10 protein-coding genes are annotated in these 20,172 nt (G+C 69.4%); 3 read left to right on the plus strand and 7 right to left on the minus strand.

Going from position 1 to position 20,172, the window contains the following annotated elements:
* Window positions 1-84: 84 nt before the first annotated feature.
* Both BO226_RS04065 and BO226_RS04070 read right to left on the minus strand, forming a co-directional pair.
* Window positions 85-1,839, minus strand: coding sequence for a sulfite reductase subunit alpha (locus BO226_RS04065; RefSeq protein ID WP_071934664.1), 1,755 nt, complete (start codon window positions 1,837-1,839; stop codon window positions 85-87).
* A complete protein-coding gene (locus BO226_RS04070) occupies window positions 1,836-7,331 on the minus strand; it encodes a glutamate synthase-related protein (RefSeq protein ID WP_071934665.1) in 5,496 nt (1,831 codons plus the stop codon). Before BO226_RS04070 ends, BO226_RS04065 begins: the two co-directional genes overlap by 4 nt.
* 326 nt (window positions 7,332-7,657) lie before the next feature.
* Here BO226_RS04070 and BO226_RS04075 point away from each other — a divergent pair, with 326 nt between their 5' ends.
* The gene (locus BO226_RS04075; RefSeq protein ID WP_006552885.1) at window positions 7,658-9,082 is read left to right on the plus strand and encodes an aldehyde dehydrogenase family protein; all 1,425 of its coding nucleotides are present in this window, start codon (window positions 7,658-7,660) and stop codon (window positions 9,080-9,082) included.
* A gap of 84 nt (window positions 9,083-9,166) precedes the next feature.
* Here the strand turns inward: BO226_RS04075 and BO226_RS04080 are convergent, their stop codons facing one another.
* Window positions 9,167-9,964 carry an SDR family NAD(P)-dependent oxidoreductase gene (locus BO226_RS04080; RefSeq protein WP_071934666.1) on the minus strand — a complete coding sequence of 266 codons (798 nt, stop codon included), beginning with the start codon at window positions 9,962-9,964 and terminating at the stop codon, window positions 9,167-9,169.
* A gap of 149 nt (window positions 9,965-10,113) precedes the next feature.
* Window positions 10,114-10,410, minus strand: coding sequence for a chorismate mutase (locus BO226_RS04085; RefSeq protein ID WP_019288919.1), 297 nt, complete (start codon window positions 10,408-10,410; stop codon window positions 10,114-10,116).
* Between the two features lie 318 nt (window positions 10,411-10,728).
* On the opposite strand from BO226_RS04085, the gene BO226_RS04090 reads away from it, so the two are divergent.
* A complete protein-coding gene (locus tag BO226_RS04090; RefSeq protein ID WP_083543578.1) occupies window positions 10,729-11,712 on the plus strand; it encodes a hypothetical protein in 984 nt (327 codons plus the stop codon).
* A 192-nt stretch (window positions 11,713-11,904) separates the two neighbouring features.
* Complete coding sequence (locus BO226_RS04095) at window positions 11,905-13,089, plus strand: thiolase family protein (RefSeq protein WP_006552890.1); 1,185 nt, start codon at window positions 11,905-11,907, stop codon at window positions 13,087-13,089.
* A 60-nt stretch (window positions 13,090-13,149) separates the two neighbouring features.
* Here the strand turns inward: BO226_RS04095 and BO226_RS04100 are convergent, their stop codons facing one another.
* From BO226_RS04100 to BO226_RS04110, 3 genes are read right to left on the minus strand one after another with little or no spacing between them, the layout of a single operon-like run.
* Window positions 13,150-17,376, minus strand: a complete 4,227-nt coding sequence (locus tag BO226_RS04100; protein WP_071934667.1) for a TIGR02680 family protein — start codon at window positions 17,374-17,376, stop codon at window positions 13,150-13,152.
* Window positions 17,373-18,518 (minus strand): TIGR02678 family protein, encoded by a 1,146-nt coding sequence (locus BO226_RS04105; RefSeq protein WP_071934668.1) that lies wholly within the window; start codon window positions 18,516-18,518, stop codon window positions 17,373-17,375. Before BO226_RS04105 ends, BO226_RS04100 begins: the two co-directional genes overlap by 4 nt.
* Window positions 18,515-20,044 carry a DUF2397 domain-containing protein gene (locus BO226_RS04110; RefSeq protein WP_071934669.1) on the minus strand — a complete coding sequence of 510 codons (1,530 nt, stop codon included), beginning with the start codon at window positions 20,042-20,044 and terminating at the stop codon, window positions 18,515-18,517. The genes BO226_RS04105 and BO226_RS04110 overlap by 4 nt, the downstream gene beginning before the upstream one ends.
* Window positions 20,045-20,172 lie beyond the last annotated feature (128 nt).

Below are 20,172 nucleotides of genomic sequence, written 5' to 3' on the forward strand. Positions count from 1 at the left end.
GCAACACGCGCTCGGGGCTCGCAACGCCACCGGTGACCGATGGTGTTGCGAGCCTCGCGGCGGCGGTGCGTACCCCCGGCCTGCTCAGTACACGTCGCGCACGTACCGCTTCTCGCGCTTGAGGGTGGTGACGTACTCGGCGGCCTGCTCGTCTTTCATGCCGCCGTGCTCGGCGACGATCTCGTGCAGCGCACGGTCGACGTCCTTCGCCATCCGCGACGCGTCGCCGCAGATGTAGAAGTGTCCACCCTCCTCGAGCCACGCGAACAGTTCCGCGCCGTGCTCCTTCATGCGGGTCTGCACGTAGATCTTCTCGGCCTGATCCCGGGAGAACGCCAGGTCCAGGCGCGTGAGCACACCCGAGTCGGCGAACTCGGCCAACTCCTGTTCGTAGATGTAGTCGCAGCCGCGCTTCTGGTCGCCGAAGAACAGCCAGTTCTTCCCCGTCGCACCCCGTGCGCGACGTTCCTGTAGGAAGCCGCGGAAGGGTGCGATGCCGGTGCCCGGACCGACCATGATCATCGGTGCGGTGTCGTCGGCGGGCACGCGGAAGGCCTTGTTCTTCGACACGAAGATGCCGACCTTGCCTTCACCGACACGATCGGCGAGGAAGGTCGAGCACACCCCGCGACGCTCGCGGCCGTCGGTGCCGTAGCGCACCGCCGCGACCGTCAGGTGCACCGAACCGTCGCACGCGTTCGGGCTCGACGAGATCGAGTACGCCCGGTGCTGCAGCGGACGCAACAGCGCCAGGAACTGCTCGGCCGACAGCTCGGGCGCGGGATCGAGCAGGAGCACGTCGAGAATGTCGCGGCCCCACAACCATTCGTCGAGCGCGGCCTTGTCGCCGTGCCGCAGCACATAGGTGAGTTCCTCGTTACCCGTGTGTTTCTCGATCTCCTCGAGGAGATCGACGGACGGAGCGGTGATCTCGTAGTTGTAGGTGAGGAGGTGCTCGAGCGTGTCGTCGTGACCCTCGGGGACGGTCGCGCCGTCGAGACCGAGCCGACCGAGGATCGCGTGCACGAGTTCGGTGTCGTTGACGGGCACCACGTTCAGCGCGTCGCCCGCTTCGTATTCGAGACCGGAATCGGCGAGCGCGAACTCGTAGTGCCGAATCTCCTTCGCCGAGTCCTCCCCGGACAGGAGCACGTTCGACGTCAGCACCGCCGGATAGGGATTCTTGCGGGTCCACTGCGACTTCGCCCGGGCCGGCGCCGCGGGGGCGGGAGCGTCATCGCCCACGATGCCCTCGACGGCCGCGACGAGCGGCAGCGTCTCCGCGATCCACGTCGCGGCGAGCTCCTCGAACTCGACGTCGCAGTCCACCCGAGGCACGATGCGCTGCGCACCGAGCTGCTCGAGACGCATGTCGATGAGCTTGCCGGCCTGGCAGAACCCGTCGTAACCGGTGTCACCGAGAGCGAGCACCGCGAAGTTCATGCCGTCGAGGCGCGGCGCGCTCTCGGCCGACAGCGCATCCCAGAACAGCTCGGCGTTGTCGGGCATCTCGCCCTCGCCGTAGGTGGATGTGACGATCAGGACCTGGCCCAGACCGGCGAACCGGTCGAGGTCCATGTCGTCGAGAGCGCACACGACGGGCGCGAAGCCCTGGGTGCGCGCTGCAGCCGCGGCGTCCTCGGCGACGGCTTCGGCATTGCCGGTCTGCGAGCCGTAGAGCACGTGCAGAGCAGGCGCCGAGCCGACGGTCCCGGCATCGGCGGCGGGACCACCGGAGAACAGGCGGGTCTGCATCCCGGCGACGAAGCCGGAGAGCCACGACCGCTGATCGGCGGTGAACGGAGCGTCGAGGGGAATGAACGGGCCGGTGGTGGTCACGCGGAGACTCCCATCCTGGAGGTGAGGACGTTCGGGACGGCGTTGCGTGCGAACAGTTCCTCGTAACCGGGCAGGCGACCTGCGGCGTCGAGATTCTTGCGGCTCTGCAAGAGGATCCAGCCGTAGGTACCCGGCGCATCGACCGAGCGGACGTTGCGCAGGGCCAGGGCCTGCTTGTAGTCGTTCAGGCGCTTGTCGGCGACCAGCGCCGCGAGCTGCTCGTCGGTGTGATCGGCGATCGCCGCGAGGGCGTAGCGCTCGAGCTTCGCGACGAGGAAGAAGTCCTCGGTGAGCAGCAGATTGCGTGCGGTCTTCTGTACCGCCGGATCCGACACGTCGGTGGCGCCGGGGACCTTCTGCAGCGCCATCTCCTGCGCGGCGGCGAGCACCGTGTAGTTGTTGAGCAGCGCGTACATGGCCTCGGTGTCGGTCGCGTCCGGGGTGACACCATCGGCGACGGGAACACCCGAGCGGTAGTTCTCCTTGAACTTGCGCACCTGGTGCGCGACCAGCGCCGTGGCGACCTCGGCGGCGAGGTCCTTGCGCGACGCTGCGGCGAGGATCTCGTCGAGGTCCTGGTACTGCAGCAGCGCGCGCGGCATGCCGTACGCGAAGCGGTGCTGCTCGACCTGCCAGTTGTCGATCAGGAAGCGGGCCTTCACCGAGCCGGTCGCCTCGACGTGCAGGTGCAGCAGCTGCAGCACGGCGGCGTTGTGGATCGCGGCCTGCGGGTCGTCGCCGGTGATCGACCCGAGGACGATCGAGTCGGCGCTGGCCTTGCGGGGGAGCAGGCCCTCGGGGTCGTACTGGTAGACGAACCCGCCCGACATGCCGTTGCCGAAGCCCTTGCCGAACTCGCCGATGTTGAGCACCGCGCCGTTGGTCATGTACTCGCAGGCGAACTCGCCGACACCCTCGACGACGGCGGTGGCGCCGGAGTTGCGCACCGCGAAGCGGTCGCCGGCCTCACCCTCGACGAACAGGCGACCACCGGTCGCACCGAAGAGCGCGAAGTTGCCGATGAGCACGTTGCCGCCGCGTCGGTCGCTGCCGCCGCCGGGGGAGTGCAGCACGATCTGCCCGCCGCACTGGCCCTTGCCGACGCCGTCGTTGGCGGTACCGGTGTGCTCGATGTGCATGCCGTCGTTGCAGAACGCCCCGAAGGACAGGCCCGCCGAACCGGAGGTGGTGATGGTGACGGTGCCGTCGCGTAGCCACCGGCGTCCGCGCTCGTCGTCGAGCACGGCCGGCAGGGCGCCGAGATCCTCGTGGTTGAGCATGCGCTCGATGTCGATCGCCAGCTGCGCGCCGACGCTCTTGTTGTTGTTCGTCAGCTGCACGCCGTCGCCGAGCGAGACGGTGAGCTCCTTCGCATCGACGAGGGCCTCGCGCAGCCGGGCCACCCACGCCTCGTCGAGCGAGTAGTCCTTCTCCATGTAGACCGGATTGTCGATGTGCACCTCGGGCAGCACCGCGAGCATCGCCCGCAGGTCCAGCCGGCCCACGCTCGACGGGTGGTCGAGCAGGTGCAGCAGGTCGGCGCGGCCACGCGCGTCGCGCAGCGACCGCAGACCCAGGCGGGCGAGCAGCTCTCGGGTCTCGTGCGCGACGTTGAGCAGGTACTGGGCCATCGCCCGCGGATCGCCGTTGAACACTTCGGGATTCGTGGTCAGACCTGCCGGGCACTTGACGTTGCAGTTCTTCGCCATGACGCAGCCGAGCATCATCAGCGCGGTGGTGCCGAACTCGAAGCTGTCGGCGCCGAGCAGCGCGGAGACGATGACGTCCGACGCCGTCTGGTGCGCACCCGAGCAGCGCAGCACGACCTTGTCGCGCAGACCGTTGGCCGTGAGGGCCTGGTGGACCTCGGCCACACCGATCTCCGCGGACCGGCCCGCGTACTTCAGCGAGGTCACCGAGGCGGCACCCGTGCCGCCGGTGTTGCCGGCGACGTTGATGACGTCGGCGCCGGCCTTCGCGACACCCACGGCGATCGTGCCGATGCCCTCCGAGGAGACGAGCTTGACGATCACCCGCACCCGCGCCGCCTTGGCGTCGTGGATGAGCTGGGCGAGGTCCTCGATGGAGTAGGTGTCGTGGTGCGGCGGCGGCGAGACCAGCTCGACGCCCGGGGTCGCACCGCGCGCCGCGGCGATCTCCACCGTGACCTTCTTGGCGGGCAACTGGCCGCCCTCACCGGGCTTCGCGCCCTGCGCGATCTTGATCTCGATCTCCTCGAGCATCGGATCGGCGAGATAACCGGCCCACACACCGAAGCGGCCGGACGCGAACTGCTTGATGCGCGACCCGCGGATGGTGCCGTAGCGGGAGATGTGCTCGCCGCCCTCACCGCAGTTCGACATGCCGCCGACCATGTTGGTGCCGTGGGCGACGGCCTCGTGGGCGTTGGAGTTGAGCGCGCCATGGCTCATCGCACCCGACGCGAGCGCCGGGGTGATCTCGTGCGCCGGCTGCACCCGGTCGAGCCGCACGCTCAGCGGGGCCTGGCGGACCTGCTCGAGATAGCGCGCGGCGTCACCGATCGCGTGCACGGTCAGGGTGTCGCCGTAGCAACGGTGCGAGACGATGCCGTCACCGAAGCGCGCGACGAGCGAGGCCGCGAGCGCATCGGGACGACGGTGGTCGTCTGCGAGCGGACCGGTCAGACGCAGGACGAATTCGCTCTCACCGACCCGCGCCGCGGAGATCCCGCGCACGAGCATCGAGTTGTTGCCGAACCGCGCGAAGCGGCCCATCTCCTTGGTGAAGTCCTCGGCGGTGACGGCGTAGGTGACGTCGGCGGGCAGGGCGAGCACGTCGCGCAGCGCCGCGGGACGCTGTGTGCGCTCGTCGGCCATCGTGCGGGCGAACGCGCGGTAACCCGGGGTGATCTCGAAGGCATCGATCTCGGCGGGTGTCAGGGCGCGGAAGCCGCCGTAGCGGTACGACGCGTCGTCGAGACCGTGCGCGTCGGAGAGCCGGTGCAGCGGCAGCAGACGCAGCGCGTCGGTCAGATCCGGCTCGGCCTCCTTCTCCACGGGCAGCGCGAAGGGCTCCTCGGTCATGTCCACGAAGCCGCGCACGGCGGTCGTGCCGAACGAGTGACCGGCGCCCTCGGCGCGCTCCTTGAACAGACCCAGCAGCGGGACGTCCTTCTCCGTCTCCACGGTGAGAGCGCGACGGTGCCAGTCGGCGACGGCCTGCGCGAGGGTGGTGAAACCGACACCGCCGACCGGGGACTTCACGTTCGGGAACCAGCGCGCGAGCACCTCGTCACTCGTGTCGAGATAGCTCGGCTCGAAGAACTCACCGCCGATGTACGACTCGACGGTGCACAGGCCGACGCGTCCCATCGTCTTCATGAGCGACTTCTCCGCAGCCTTGCGGAACTTCAGGAACGCGGCGTCGGCATCGTCGCCGAACTTCTCCTCGGCGCGCATCTGCACCGTGAGCGGATACACCGCAGCGGCACCGAAACCGAGGGTCGCGGCGATGTGATGCGACGAGAACAGCTGTCCGGATTCGACGATGACGGACACGCGCAGACGCAATCCCTCGTCGATCAGGCGCTGGTTGACCGCGGCGACGGTGAGCACCATCGGCAGTCCGGCGCGGTCGGTGGAGACGTGGCGGTCGGTGAGCACGGCGATGCCACCGGATTCGCGGGCGAAATCGGCAATGGCCTCGGCCGTACCGTCGATCGCGGCGGCGAGCGCGGCCGCGTTCGCCTTGGCGTCGTCGAAGACGGGGGAGTACAGCATCTCGAAACGCCGCACCGGGGTGTCGGACTGCTCGCGGATACGCAGCATGTCGAGGTGCGTGAGGATCGGGGTGGGCACCACGATCTGGGTCGCGGACGAGACGGGAGCACCGCTACCGGGGCGAGCACCGAGCGCGACGCGCAGGGTCATGCCGTCCGCTTCGCGGATCGAGTCCAGCGACGGGTTGGTGACCTGGGCGAAGCGCTGCGAGAAGTACTTGGCCACACCGCCTTCCTGATCCGACAGGGCGTTGATGGCGTTGCCGTAACCCATCGCGGAGATGCGCTCCTGACCCGACGCGAGCATCGGGTCGAGCATGAACCGGAAGGATTCCTGGTTGATGCTGTAGGACACGTAGCGCTGGTAACGCTCGAGATCGCCGTTGTAGCGCAGCGGGGAACCGGCCTTCTCGGCGGGAACCTCGGGCAGGGCATCGAGATTGCGGCGGGCCTCGTCGACGAGCGACGCGTAATTCTGCCGGGCAGCAAGAAGTTCGAGCGCCTCATCCGCTCCGTAGGAGCGGCGCGTGCGGTGATCGAAGTACAGCATGCCACCGGCCTCGATGCGGCCGCGACGCAGCACGGTCTCGGGCGCGAAGTCGAACTGGCCGGCCTCGGAGGTGACGGCGAGGTACTCTTCGGTCTCCACGGTGCGCAGCGGACGCAGGCCGAGGCGGTCGAGGCGCGCGCCGACGACGGTGCCGTTGCCGAAGACCAGCGCCGCGGGGCCGTCGTTCTTCTCCTCGTACAGGGAGAAGAACTCGAGCATCGCGCGGACCTGTGGCGACAGCTCGGTGTCGTTCTCCCAGGCAGGCGGCATCATCTGCACGACGGCGGTGACGAGGTCGAGTTCGTTGTGGGCGATACGCGAGGCCAGGGTCTGGTCGAAGCGGCAGCTGTCGGACTGTCCCGGCGGGCGAATGATGTCACGGCCCATCGCGCGGGCGAGGGCGCCCTCGAACAGCCGGTTCTTGCGATCGGTGTTCAGCTCACCGTTGTGCGCTATGAGGCGGAACGGCTGCGCCATCGTCGGATGCGGATCGGTGTTCGTCGAGAACCGGGTGTGGAAGAACAGGGTGTGCACCGCGTGCCGCGGATCGGTGAGATCGCGGAAGTACGGGATGACCTCGTGAGAGTTCAAGCGGTTCTTGAGAACCTGCGTGCGCGCACTGAGCGAGAGCGGGTACAGCCCGCCCAGTTCCGGCTCGGTGTAGGCGCGGGCCTCGACCTCGAGGAGCACGCCGTGCAGCAGTCGGTCGAACTCGTCGACGGAGTCGCACGCATCGGGCCGCGTGAAGATCCACTGACGGATCGGCAGCTGGTATTTCGTTGCGGCAGAACGCAACACGCTGTCGTCGACGGGGACGTCGCGCATCGTGAGCACGGTGACCCCGGCTCCGGCGAGTGCTGACGAGACGAGTTCCTCGGCATCGGCATGCGCCGCGGGATCGGTGGGGAGGAAGAAGTTTCCGACACCGAAGTGCCCTTCCTGCAATGGTTTTCCGGTGATCTCGGAGAAGAAGGCGACCGACAGGTCCACGTTGATGCCGGCTCCGTCGCCGACACCCTCGGCGGACATGCCACCGCGGTGCGGCACGACGCACAGGGCCTCGTGACCGCGGGTGAGCACGTCGTGGGTCTGCACGCCGTCCTTGCGGGTGATGAAACCGACACCACAACTGCTCTTGTCCAGCGTGCTGTCGTACAGGCCGGTGTCACTGGCGTGCGTCACGGACGTCCTCCTCGGTGCATCGAATTCGACGTCGACCGGCAGTGACGATGCGAAGAGGGGGAACGCGTGGGAAGGCGCAGCTCCTGAGGTGCATAGACATGTGCCGGAGACGATATGTGTGAATGCAGACGTCTTTGTCCGAATGCGCCGTGCGTTGCGACGGTGGAGCGCGCGAGCAGCAATGGCAAGTGTAGCGCACGTGTTAACTCCGGTGACGGCGGGATACATCACAACCCGCCGGGAGTAAACGCTTTATTGCGGGAGGGTCTTCGCTACGCTCGCGCCCAACGGCGTCGACAGGCCGGACTACGAGCAGGGAGAGCGATATGACCGACATTCTCGACCGCACGAAGATCTACATCGACGGGCAGTGGGTGGACTCCGACGGCGCCGGCCGCATCGAGGTCGTGAACCCGACGACCGAAGAGGTCGTCGCCGCGGTCGCCGAGGGTGCCGCCTCCGATGTCGATCGGGCGGTCGCCGCAGCGAAGGCGGCCTTCCCGGCCTGGTCCGCGCTCAGTGGTGCGTCGCGCGCCGCCTACCTGGAGAAGGTCTCCTCGCTGGCGAACGAGCGTGCCGACGAACTCACGAGCGTCGTCTCCCAGGACATGGGGATGCCCGCTCACTTCGCGCGTGCCATCCAGGTCGGGATGCCGCTGAAGAATATTGCCGCCTATGCGTCGCTGGCCGGAACGTACGACTTCGACGACCAGGAGATCGGCAACGCCCTGGTCGTACGCGAACCCATCGGGGTCGTCGGGGCGATCACCCCGTGGAACTACCCGCTGCACCAGGTGGTGCTCAAGGTGTTCGCCGCGCTCGCCGCCGGGTGCACCGTGGTGCTCAAGCCCACCGAGGTCGCGCCGCTGGTGACCTACGCGCTCGTCGACATCGTCGACGAGGCCGGCCTGCCGCCGGGCGTGTTCAACCTCGTCAGCGGTTACGGACCGGTCGTCGGCGAGGCCATCGCCGCACACCCCGACGTCGACATGGTGTCGTTCACGGGCTCGACGCGTGCCGGCAAGCGCGTCTCGGTCGTCGCTGCGGAGACGGTGAAGAAGGTCGCGCTCGAACTCGGCGGCAAGTCGGCCAACATCATCCTCGACGATGCCGACCTCACCGCCGCCGTCACCGAGGGTGTCGGCAAGTGCTTCCTCAACTCCGGCCAGACCTGCACCGCCCTGACCCGCATGCTCGTCCCCGCCGACCGTCTGCAGGAGGCCACCGCCGTCGCCGAGCAGGTCGCGCGGGCCTACACCGTCGGGCTGCCCGACGATCCGTCGTCGAAGCTGGGCCCGCTCGTCAGCGGCACGCAGCAGGCCCGCGTGAAGGCGTACATCGACAAGGGCGTCGAGGAGGGGGCCGAACTGGTGCTCGACGGACGCGAAACCGAGTTCACCACCGGCTACTTCGTCGGCCCGACCGTGTTCACGAACGTCGCGCCGGAGATGACGATCGCCCGCGAGGAGATCTTCGGGCCGGTGCTGTCGATCATCGGATACCAGGACGAGGACGATGCGGTGCGCATTGCCAACGACAGCGAGTACGGCCTGTCCGGTGGGGTCTGGTCGGCCGACCCAGCGCGAGCGGAGGCCGTGGCCCGCCGTATGCGCACCGGTCAGGTCTACATCAACGGCGGCGCCTTCAACACCGACGCACCTTTCGGTGGTTACAAGCAGTCGGGTATCGGACGCGAGGCCGGTGTCTTCGGGCTCGAGGAGTTCCTGGAGATCAAAACGATCCTGCGCTGACGGCGGTGCCGTCGAATCTTGCGCTGACGGCGGTGCCGTCGAATCTTGCGCTGACGGCGGTGCCGTATCGTTTCGTCGGACCGGTCAGTAGTAGACCGCGCCGGGTACGCCGCCGCCCACGGCGATCGCATCGCCGGTGATGCCGATGCTGCGCGGGCTCGCGAGGAACGCGACGACGTCGGCGACCTCGCTCGCGTCGATGAGGCGGTTCACGGAGTTCTTCGCGATCTGCTGTTCCAGTTCGGCTATCGGCGTGCCCGTCTCGGCGGACTCCTCGGCCAGTCGCGCCGCCAGCCGTTCTGTGCGGGTGCGGCCGGGGTGGACCACGGTGACGTTGATGCCGTGCGGGCCGAGTTCGTCGGCGAGGTTCTTCGTCACGGCTGCAACGCTGACGTTCCGGACCGTCTGGGCGATGGAGTTCGCGCTGCGCGCGCCGAGCCCGCTGATGTTGATGATCCGGCCCCAGCCCTGCTCGATCAGGTAGGGGGCGACGGCGCGTGCGGTGCGCAGACAGCCGAGGATCTTGATCTCGACTTCGTTGCGCACGATGTCGTCGGTGGTCGCGGCGAAACTCGTCGGCTTGTCGGCGCTCCAGGGTGTGGCGGCGGAGTTGACGAGGATGTCGACGCCACCGAGTTCGGCGACGGCCCGCGCGACGAGTGCGTCGACCGAGGCCTGGTCGCTGGTGTCGGTGGGCACGGGAACGATTCGTCGCCCGGTCTCCTCCGAGAGGGTCTTCGCCGCGATGTCGAGATCGGCCGCGGTACGGGCCGCGATCACCACGTCGGCACCTTCGGTGGCCAGTGCCCGCGCGATGGCGTAGCCGATGCCGCGGCTACCGCCGGTGACGATGGCCCTCTTCGCAGTGAGTCCGAGATCCATGCTGCCCTTGTCCGTTCTTCGGGGATGTCCCGACGGTATGCCGACAGGGGAGCGGGCGGCCACATTTGCGACCGGCGTGATGCGAAGCGGTGGACGGCTACGGCGACGGCCCCCGCACCATGTGGTGCGGGGGCCGTCGGTGGTAGGTCTCAGGCCTTGCGGGTGCGGCCGAGGCGCAGCAGCGTCATCGCGAGCGTGCTGCCGTCGGTGCCGAGTTCGGCGAAGCGTCCCATGACGGCCATTTCCTCGGCCTGTGCTTCGCGGCTCGCGTCGGTGCCCTTCGCGGATGCTCCGGCGCGCTGAACGAGCTCCGAACGCCGCTTGATCACCGCGAGCAGCTGAGCGTCGAGCTCCTTGATCTGCTCGAACAGCTCCCCGAGCTCTGCCTCGGCCGACGAAGCTTCGCCGACGGACGCAAGGCCAGGCGAATCAAGCTGGACAGTCATGCAGACTCCTCCGGTCTCGTCTGAATCGTCACAGATTGTGTCGTGCTCACACCTATAGGTGTTACCGACACGTAGGGAAAAATTCTCGCGAGATTCTCCCATGCGCGTCCTGTTCCTTCGTAAACGGCCGTGACCTGGTTCAACACCCTGATGGCCGGGGGTATGTTAATTGTCACACCGACCGGTGCCAACTCGTGTGTCCGTCGGTGACGCCGCGCCCGAAGGGTCCGCATCGGGTCCGCCGCTCGAGGTAGCGTTCCGGCCGACCGGCAGGGCCGAGGACGTCGGGGCTCCTCGGTACACCTGGAGGGGAGACCGATGCGACGACCTGTTGTCCCGTGGGGTGGGCGCGGCACGGAGGCTGCGACTTCCGGTACCGAACCGACTTCCGGTACCGAACCGACTTCCGGTACCGAACCGACTTCCGGTACCGAACCGACATCCCACATCGAACCGCCGAGCGAATGGCAGCACGGCACGCGCAATCTGCACGTGTACGCAGCGGCCGGTGCGGCGGTGCTCGTGGCGATTTTCGCCGCGGCCCGCGGAGCGAGCGCGTGGGGCACCGATTCGGTGGGCGCCGACCGCTTCTATTCGATCCTGGCGGTGCTGATGCTACTGACGGCGGCCTTCGGCGCCACCTTCTGGTGGCCTGCCGGATCTGGGGCCCGGCGACCGTCGTCGTGGCCTCCGAGCCGCACACCGCGGTTCCGGTACGTCGAGACGGCCGATCGCGGCAGTACCGAGATCGCGGGCCGTCGCCCCGTCTTCGGTCTGCTGCTCGCGATGGTGCTGTGCGGGACGTTCCTCTCGCTCGGCGCAGCCGTGGAGATCGTGGTCGGGAACGAGGGTCTACCTCTCGTGGCGCTGGTGCTGGCGCTCGTCGCCGGGGTGTGTCTGGCCTTCCTCGTGGAGGTGGCACTCGGGCGCATCCGGGCCGGTTCGCTGGTTCTCGGGCCGGACGGGATCAGGCTGCGCGGCTGGTTCGTGGAGTCCTATCTGCCGTGGGTGTCGGTGCGGGGTCTTCGTGCGGTCGACCGGGGGTTCCCGGAAATCTGGATCGAGGGGCACGGGTCGGCGGCGTGGGCGCGTCGGCGCACGAGTCGGGTGTTCCCCTTCGCGCGCCTGCCGTCCGAGCCCCGGATCGAGGTGGACTCACGGCATCTGGCCGTCGATCCGGTGCACTTGTACCGTTTCCTCGAGTTCTACGTGGAGCACCCTTGCCACCGCCGTGAACTGGGCACACCGGCGGCTGCGGAACGGCTCGCGGAGGGTCCTCCGTTCACCGTCGACGACGAGTGAAAATAACGTAGTCCGTATTGCAGAGTGGCGTTCCCGTTCCCGTTCCTGCAACTCGTGTTCGGACCTTCGCAAGTGCGGCACTCGGTGCCGTAGCATCGAGTCAGACGCTTCGGGAGGACGCCTTCCCGAAGATCTGTGCGCTCGGCGGTGCCGGCGCGTGGACCCCAGGTGTTCGACCAGATTGGACGAGAAATGACCGCTCCGGAACGCATCGTCATCGTCGACGGCGCACGCACCCCCGTCGGCAGCTTCGGCGGCGCACTCAAGGACGTACCCGCGCACGAACTCGGCGCCACCGCGGTCCGCGAGGCGCTGCAGCGCGCGGGTGTCGCAGGTGAGGACATCGACGAGGTTGTCATGGGTTGCATCGGCCAGGTCGGTGCCGACGCCTACAACGCCCGTCGCGTCACCCTCGCCGCCGGACTTCCCGTCTCCACCCCGGCCCTCACCGTCAACCGCCTGTGCGGCTCGGGTCTGCAGGCCGTGTGGTCCGCAGCCCAGGAGATCCGTTGGGGTGCCGCGGAGATCACCGTCGCCGGTGGCGACGAGAGCATGTCGCGCATGCCGTTCTACGACTTCGGTGCCCGCAACGGTTACAAGCTCGGCAACCGCGAGCTCGTCGACGGCACCGTCGGCATGCTCACCGATCCGTTCAGCGGACTGCACATGGGCGTCACGGCCGAGAACGTCGCCCGCGAGTACGGCGTCAGCCGCGAGCAGCAGGACGAGTTCGCCCTCGAATCGCAGCGCCGCGCCGCCACCGACGCCGCGAAGGCCGCCTTCGCCGAGGAGATCACCCCGGTCGAGATCGGTGGCCGCAAGCCCGTCACCGTCACCGAGGACGAGCACCCCAAGCCCGACACCACCCTCGAGGTGCTCGGCAAGCTGCGCTCGGCGTTCATCAAGGACGGCACCGTCACCGCCGGTAATGCCTCCGGGATCAACGACGGCGCTGCCGCGCTCGTCCTGGCCCGCGAGTCGGTCGCCCGTGAACGCGGTCTCGGTGCCTCTGTCGTGCTCGAGTCGGTCGTCACCTCGGCGATGGAGCCCGAGCTGATGGGCTACGCCCCGACCCTCGCCCTGGTGAAGCTGTTCGAGCAGAACGGCCTGACCCCGGCCGACATCGACACCGTCGAGCTCAACGAGGCCTTCGCCTCGCAGGCCGTGGCGGTGGCGCGCGACGCCAAGCTCGACCCGGAGAAGACCAACCCCTACGGCGGTGCCATCGCCCTGGGCCACCCGGTCGGCGCGACCGGCGCGATCCTGACGCTGCGCGTCGCCAAGGACCTGATCCGTCGCGATCTCGAACTCGGCGTCGTCACCATGTGCATCGGTGGCGGACAGGCACTCGCCGCGCTGCTGCGCCGCGTGTCCTGATCCGGGCAGGTTTCGAAGGACCGACAGTGGTGGGAGCGATACGTATCGCTCCCACCACTGTCATGTCTGCAGCTCGGTGAGCGGTCGGAGTTGCCGGACGCGCCCGTCCCAGTGCACGCGGGTCGTCACGGCCGCGCCGTCGGCGAGTCGCCGGACCTCGTAGACGTCGAGCTCGGGCACCTCCGGCACACAACCCCACAGTGCGTGCCCGGTCATGACGAAGTCGATATCCTGCCGTACGAGCAGACCCATGAGTTCACCGATCGTCGGGTCGTCGATCTTGGCGAACGCGTCGTCGAGCAGCACGAGCCGCAGTGCGGTGCCGGTGTCGGGTAGGCCCGAGAGATAGCCGTCCGCCGCCGCGAACAGCGCCACGTACGACACGAATCGGGTCTCACCCTGGGATATCTTGGCGCGCGCGGAGATCCGCCTCTCCCGGTCCGGTTCGGGGCCGAGGATGGTCACCTCGACCTCGTGCCAGCGCCGGTAGTCCAGTGCCCGCGACAGGTGCTGCGCGTAGCCGGCGGACGGATCGGCGGTGTGGGCGGATTCCACCCGGCGCCGCAGCATCCCGACCAGTTCGGACGCATCCTCGGGTGACCGCTCGGTGGCGGTGAGCAGCTGCGTCAGCCGCGCCGCGTCGGCGTCCTCGCCACCGGGGCGCCACTCGATCCTCACGCCGATCCCGTGCGTCGTGCGGCTGTCGGCGAGACTGTCGTTCATCGCGGCGATCACCTGTCGTGCCCGCTCGATCCGCCGGCGCAGTTCGTCGGCCACACCGCCGAGCACGAATCCCGTGAACACGTCGTGTTCGCGTTGCGACAGTGCCCGCCGGCCGTCCTCGACCTGCCGGGTCAGGGTGGCTGAGAGACCCGCGGGCGTGGTGTCGTCACCCGCCCCGGCGATCCGGACGCGATGGGCGCCGTGCGTCACCGTGTGCTCGATGTCGAACCGGGCCGTGAGGTCGCGGTCGAACTGTTGCAGCGCGACGAGCATCGCGTTCTCGTCGACTCCCGTGCGTGGCGGCAACGTGGCCAGCAGGGTGCGGGCCACGGAGAGCACGTGATCCGGATCCTCGAGGTGGACGGGAGGCAGAACCGTCCGGGCAGAGGCGGAGTCCGACTCCGGATCCTCCTCGAGTGCGCCGCGTAGTTCGGGCAGCTGCAGGTGAGCGGCGAGCAGTTCGGCGGCCGCGGCGAGTTCGCGACGGTCGCGGTCGAGCCGTTCGCGTGCGGCAGCACATCGCTGCAGCACCTCGGCGACGGCACGGCCGAGATGGTCGCGATGGGCGACCGTGCGCCGGAACTGTTCGTCGGCGCGTGCCCGTTCGGCCTCCGAGTCACGCAGTTCCTGCGCCAGGTCGGCGGCGTCGACGTCGACAGCGGCGGTCTGGGCAGCGACCACCGCGGCCTTCGCGTGCCATTCGTAGCGGCACGATTCGGCGATCTCCTCCGAGTCGATCCGCTCGGCGGTGGCCTGCACGCACCGTTCGGCGGCATCCGTGAACCGGACGTGGGCAGCAAGGACGTCACCGAGATCGCGTGCCAGCTCGGTGCACAGTGTCTCTGCGGAGGCGCATCCGGCGACCAGCGCCTCGAGTTCCGGAACATCGCCGGGCACGCCGAAGTACTCGCACGCTGTGCGGTGTGCGTCGAGCTCGGCGGTCCAGCGAGCACGCAGCGTCGTCGCCCGCTCGCGCAGTTCCACCGCGGTGTTCGCCGCGGACCGCACGTGCGCGTACGCGTGCCGACGTCGTTCGAGCGCGGCGCGCAGAGCGTGTGAGGTCGGCGCGGTCGACAGGTGCGCGTCGATCTTCGCCCGCCGGTGCGCCGCGTCGGGATAGTCGACGCGCAGCTGTTCCACCGCCAGGTCGATCCGGATGAGTTCGGCGCGGATCTCGTCGAGACGCACCCGACGTGCCGCGGTTGCGGCCTCCCGGGCAGGACTGCCGATGCTGCGCGGGGCCTCGGCGGTGTGGCGCCCGCGCAGAACTCCGTTGTGCCAGCGGCCGTCCCGTGAGACCGAGGCCACCGCGGTGGCGTCCTCGAATCCGATCGTGTTGAGGACCGCCTCGATCGCCGGGCGCGGTACGTCGGCCTCGGGGTCGGGACGCAGGACCGTCGACAGGGGCTGCGCCGGTGGTTCACCGCGCGGCGAGACGAGGACCTGGCCGCCGAGCGCACGCAAGCGGCCCTCGCCGTCGACCGTGGCGGTGAGGAAACCCGCGGAGAGCAACGCCGCCTCGATTCCGGCGCGATCGTCGTCCCCGAGGGTGTCGACGAACTCGACCGCCCGCCACAGTGGGACACCGTCGGTGCGCACGTGCCAGGGCGCCTGTTCCGGTCCCTCGCCGATCGCGTCGAGTGCCGCCTGTTCGCGGACGAGGTCCTCGCGCGCGGTCCGCGCCTCACGTTCGCGGCGCTCGCGCTCGGCCGGGGCGCCGGCGAGGTCGCTCAGGGCGGACCGAGCGGCGGTCGTGGGCAGCGAATCCAGCTCTGCGAGTGCCGAATCGAGGTCGATGTCCTCGGAGTCCGTGTCGCCGGTGTCGGTGGGGGACGAGTCGATCAGTGCGTCGAGTCGCGTGGACAGTCGGCGCATCAGGATGACCCGATCCCGATCGAGTTCCGGCAGCAGAGCCGTCGTGCGGTCGGCGGTGATCCACTCGCGCCACCGGTGCTGCAGACCGGCGGCGGCCGCACCGACACCGGCATCCGTCTCGGCGGCCTCGACGGCACGCTGCTCGGCGTCGCGGGCCGCGCGGTCGGCCGCCGCCTCGGCTTCCCGGACCGCATGCGCGGCGGCGTCGAGTCGACGTGCCTCGAGCAGTCGCCGACCCGCCTGGTCGCGCCGGCGACGGGTCGCCTCGGCGGCACGCAGGATCGCGTCCCGGACCTCGTCGACGTGCCCGGCGTCGAGGGAGACCGTCGCGACCACCGGCCGCACCACCTGCTCGGTGGTGTCGTCGATGCCGGTGCGCACGGGCTCGAGCACAGCGGGTGGACGGTCGGCGGAGAAGTGCAGCGTGGTCGGCGCGGTGTCGTGCGGAAGACCCACCGTCAGCAGGTCGCGACCTACCGTCGCAAGCCGTCTCGCGGCACGCGTGACCGAGAAGGTCAGTTCGTCGAGGAGGCGGGCCGCGTGGTCGGTGTGGCGCCGTTCCTGCATGCGGCTGCGATCGGCGGCGGCGGTTGCGTGCTCGGCGGCGCGGCGGAGCGCATCGACGGCGAGCTGGCGCTGCGCGAGATCGTCCGCGGACCGGAACATCTCGTGGGTCTCGAGTCCGCGGATCGCGCGGTCGAGTTCGGCGACCTGGTCGCGGCGCTCCTTCAGGCGGGTGTCCGCGGCGGCGGCCTGCGCGTCGAGGTCGGCCGCCTCGGCTTCCGCGACGGTGAGTGCGCGTCGCGTCTCGACGACCCGCTGCGCGAGGTCGCGCGCGGTCTCGGCGCCGGCGCGCAGCAGATCCGCAGCGTACTGCCGGTACACCTCGTGGAACCGCAGCACGTGTGCGTGCGCCGCTTCGAGACGGACCTGTTCCTGGCGGGTGTCACCGAGCAGGTCGAGGCGACCTCCCGCTTCGGCGAGCATGTTCTCCGTCAGCGGTGGCAGCGCATCCGACAGGATCTGAGGGAGGCGTCCCTCGTCGATGCGGTGGCCGACATCGGGTGAGCGCAGGGTGTGCAGCAGTTGCAGCAGGCCGTCGTAGCGTTCGCGTCCCGTCTGCGCGTGCAGGCCGAACACCGACTTCCGCACTGTCTCGCGATGCCGCTCCGGATCACGGGTGAGGTTGTCGGCACCGACGAGTTCGGCGAGTCGCTCCCGCGAGAGCGGGATGCGGGCGTCATCGATGAGGTGCAACTCGGTGCCGACACGCAAAGGTGTCGTGAAGAAGTGCACGTCGCTGCGACGGGCGTCGGCGCGGTGCCGGACCTGCGCCCCGACGGTGAGATGTCCGCTGGTGCGCGCCAGTTCGAGCCAGAGATAACCGACACGGTCGGTGGTGTCCGAGGCCCCGGTACGCATGAGTTCGTCGAGATCGACCTTCGCGGCGCCCGTCGCGTCCATGCGCCTGCGGTCGGCGTCGAGCAGGAAGGGCAGCAACATCTCGAGGGCGCGGGACTTCCCAGATCCGTTGGTGCCGCGCAGGATCATCCGCCCACCGGACAGGACGAACTCGACGTCCAGGTAGTGCCACACGTTCACGATGCCGGCGCGGTGGAGACGCCAGCGATCCGGGAAACGGGGTGGAGGGTTCTCGTCGAGGGCGGACGGGTCGGACGAGTGGGTCATCGACACTTGCTTTCGGCGGGGACGGGGCGGTAGCGGGCGGCGGGTGCGGTCAGTTCGAGTCCGTTCTCGTGCGGTCGCGCCAGCCCGAGCCGGAAGAGCAGGGCGACGACGTCCCGGCGCAGGAGCGCGAAATCGCGGACGTAGATGCTCTTCCAGGTGCGGGAACGCGCGGCGGCGAGATCGGCGAGAACCGAGTCGAGGGTGTGCGCGTCGACGTGCAATGTGGTCGCCGCGGAGTCGCCGAACCGTTCGGTGAGTTCGGCCAGGAGCAGCAGGCTGGCGTGCTTCAGGGTGCCCGACCCCGGGAACGCCTCGTCGGTGAGCACGCCGGCCGGGTCGTACGCGAGCGCGCCCTCGGCACGCACCTCGAGCACGAGGCCGAAGTCGTTCTCCAGCATCCGGGCGAGCTCGTGCCGGTCGCGGGCGAGGATCGTCGCCGACTCGTCGTCCAGTTCGTCGCGCGCGACGAACGGGTCCTCGACGAGCCTGCGGTACAGGCGGAGAGCGGCGGGTTCGTGCTCGTGACGTGTGAGTGCCGCTGCGGGACCGGGCATCCCATGGAGGGGAGTGTCGGGCAGCTGGGAGAGCAGGTCGCGGTGGACGTCGAGATGCGGCCCGTCGCCCCTCACCTCGTCGCCGCTCACCTCGTCCCCGTGACCGGACTCGGCGATCACGCCCCATTCCTCGAGGACGCGCAGGGCCGCAGCGAGGTTCCGCTCCTCGGACACCGGGTCGCCGAACACGATCCCGTTCTCGCGCGCATCGGCGCGCACCTGCTCGAGCAGGTCGTCGACGGACACCCTCTCGCCGGTCCCGGGTTCGAGCAGTGCCGCGCACACCAGCGCGAGACACGCGTAGGTGATCGCGCCGAACTCGGTGCCGTCGGCGTGGCGGAGCGCCCGGTGCGGTGAGGTGGGCCCGAGCGGTGCCTTGATCAGACGGGCGAAGGTCGGTTCGACGACGAGCCGGTATCCGAGGCGGTCGGCGAACATCGACTTCAGGGCCGGGGTGTGGCGCCGAACGAGGTCGAAGGTCTCCCGTTCGCTCGCGGCGGTGACGATCGGCTGTTGCAGCAGCGCCCGCGCCGCGTCCCGCCGACCGGAGACGTCCCCGGACACCGTGCTCGCGTGCGAGGTGCTCATGGCGCCGCCGCACTGTGATCGAGCGATGCCGTGACCGACGTGCGCAGCCGGAAACCGTGCACGGTGAGATCGCCGTCGGGGGAGTGCACCACGGTGTCGGCGCCGGGCTCCGCCGTCAGCGACAACCCGAGGTCGGGATCGTCCACCTGCACCGGACCGTCGGTGGTGAGGTGGCCCGCGAGCGCGGCGGCGAGGACGTCGAGCAGGACGTCGCGCGCCTCCGCCGACAGGTCCGCTCCGTGCAGGTCGCCCGCCGCACTCAGTTCGGCGACGGCGTCGGAGCGGCGGCGCGACTCTCGCCGGGCGAGTTCGTCGGCCCGGACCCGGCCGGGCATCGAATCGGGGAGTCGGCCGACGGCCCCGAGGGACGTGTGGTCGCCGCGTTCGCGCAACGACACGGGCACGACGACGGGATCGGCCCGCCACCACGACGTGCCTGCACCCACTCGCGGGTCGGTCTCGTCGGGGCCGAGCAGCAGGTGCCGGCTCGGGAAGGCACCGAAGGTCGCGGCGAACAACCGGTGGCCCTGCTCGTCGGAGGACTCGGTGAACCACCGGGCCAGGCGCAGGAGATCTGCGCGGTGCGAGAAGCCCGGTGTGCTCGCCGTGATCCGCCGAGTGCGCACGAGCAGCCGGTTCAGCGCCTCCGCCGCTGCCTCGCGCATGCGGCGCGGGCCGGCGTCCTCGGCGTACCACTGCGCCAGTTCGTCCCAGTCGGTGCGACGGCGACCGGGGGACCCGGGCACGGTGTTCGGCAGGCCGGACTCGCGCAACGCGGCGAGCAGGGAGTCCAGACGCGGCCTGATCCGGTCGAGCCTGCCGGCGACGAGAGGGGCGAGGCGCTCGACGTCCGAACCGATGACGTCGACGTAGTCGAGGAGCAGGTTCTTGGTCTCCGCGTAATCGTCGACCGCCCCGGCGCGTTCGCGATCGGATGAGTGTTCGGGACGGCCGGAGTGCTCGAGACGGCTCAGGATCTCGGCGAGGTGCGAATAGAAATCGGCGACGCTGTCGGTGAACATCCGGTGGTGCGCGAACAGGGCGGTGACGTGGGCGGCCAGCTCGTCCCGATCGGGCACGTTCCCGTCGTCCACCAGCAGCTCCTCGATGCGGGCGAGCCCGTCCGCGACACAACGGAGCGACACGCGTGCCACGCCGCGCACGTCGTCGGAGGTGGAGAGAAGCCTGCCGGTCTCGCGGTGCACCCGCAGCCCGGCCGGTGTCGGCCGGTATCGGGCACGGACCTCGGTCGAGGCGGTCTCGGGAGCGCTCCGCCGGTGGGAGCCGCCACCGTCGGTTCCGCCGCTGGTGAGTGCGAGATTGCCCCACCGGACCAGGCTGCGGCACCGGGCATCGACGACCGCGATGTCGAGCGCCACCCCGCGCCGCGCACACGAGACCGCGATATCGTCGGCGGACAGATCGGCGAGCAGGAGGTCGGTGAAGCAGTCCATCACCGCGAGGTACTCGTCCGCTTCGTCGGCGACGAGATGACGGAACAGGTCGCGACCGATGTGTTCGCCCATCCGACCTCTTCTCCCGAGTGCTGACGCCGTACGGACAGACAGGCTAGCCCGGTGAACGCCGAGCGGGGCGGACGAGTTCACCGGGTGCGCGCACGGGCTGTGGAGAGGCAGGCCGGAAATCGGCAGGA

This window comes from Rhodococcus sp. 2G (assembly GCF_001886355.1).
Lineage (GTDB): Bacteria > Actinomycetota > Actinomycetes > Mycobacteriales > Mycobacteriaceae > Rhodococcus > Rhodococcus pyridinivorans.

Excerpts from the sequence above, each read along its gene's own strand:
- BO226_RS04080 (WP_071934666.1), bottom strand. The coding sequence starts at position 9,964 with ATGGATCTCGGACTCACTGCGAAGAGGGCCATCGTCACCGGCGGTAGC.
- BO226_RS04100 (WP_071934667.1), bottom strand. The coding sequence starts at position 17,376 with ATGACCCACTCGTCCGACCCGTCCGCCCTCGACGAGAACCCTCCACCC.
- BO226_RS04110 (WP_071934669.1), bottom strand. The coding sequence starts at position 20,044 with ATGGGCGAACACATCGGTCGCGACCTGTTCCGTCATCTCGTCGCCGAC.
- BO226_RS04095 (WP_006552890.1), top strand. The coding sequence starts at position 11,905 with ATGACCGCTCCGGAACGCATCGTCATCGTCGACGGCGCACGCACCCCC.
- BO226_RS04090 (WP_083543578.1), top strand. The coding sequence starts at position 10,729 with ATGCGACGACCTGTTGTCCCGTGGGGTGGGCGCGGCACGGAGGCTGCG.
- BO226_RS04075 (WP_006552885.1), top strand. The coding sequence starts at position 7,658 with ATGACCGACATTCTCGACCGCACGAAGATCTACATCGACGGGCAGTGG.
- BO226_RS04105 (WP_071934668.1), bottom strand. The coding sequence starts at position 18,518 with ATGAGCACCTCGCACGCGAGCACGGTGTCCGGGGACGTCTCCGGTCGG.
- BO226_RS04085 (WP_019288919.1), bottom strand. The coding sequence starts at position 10,410 with ATGACTGTCCAGCTTGATTCGCCTGGCCTTGCGTCCGTCGGCGAAGCT.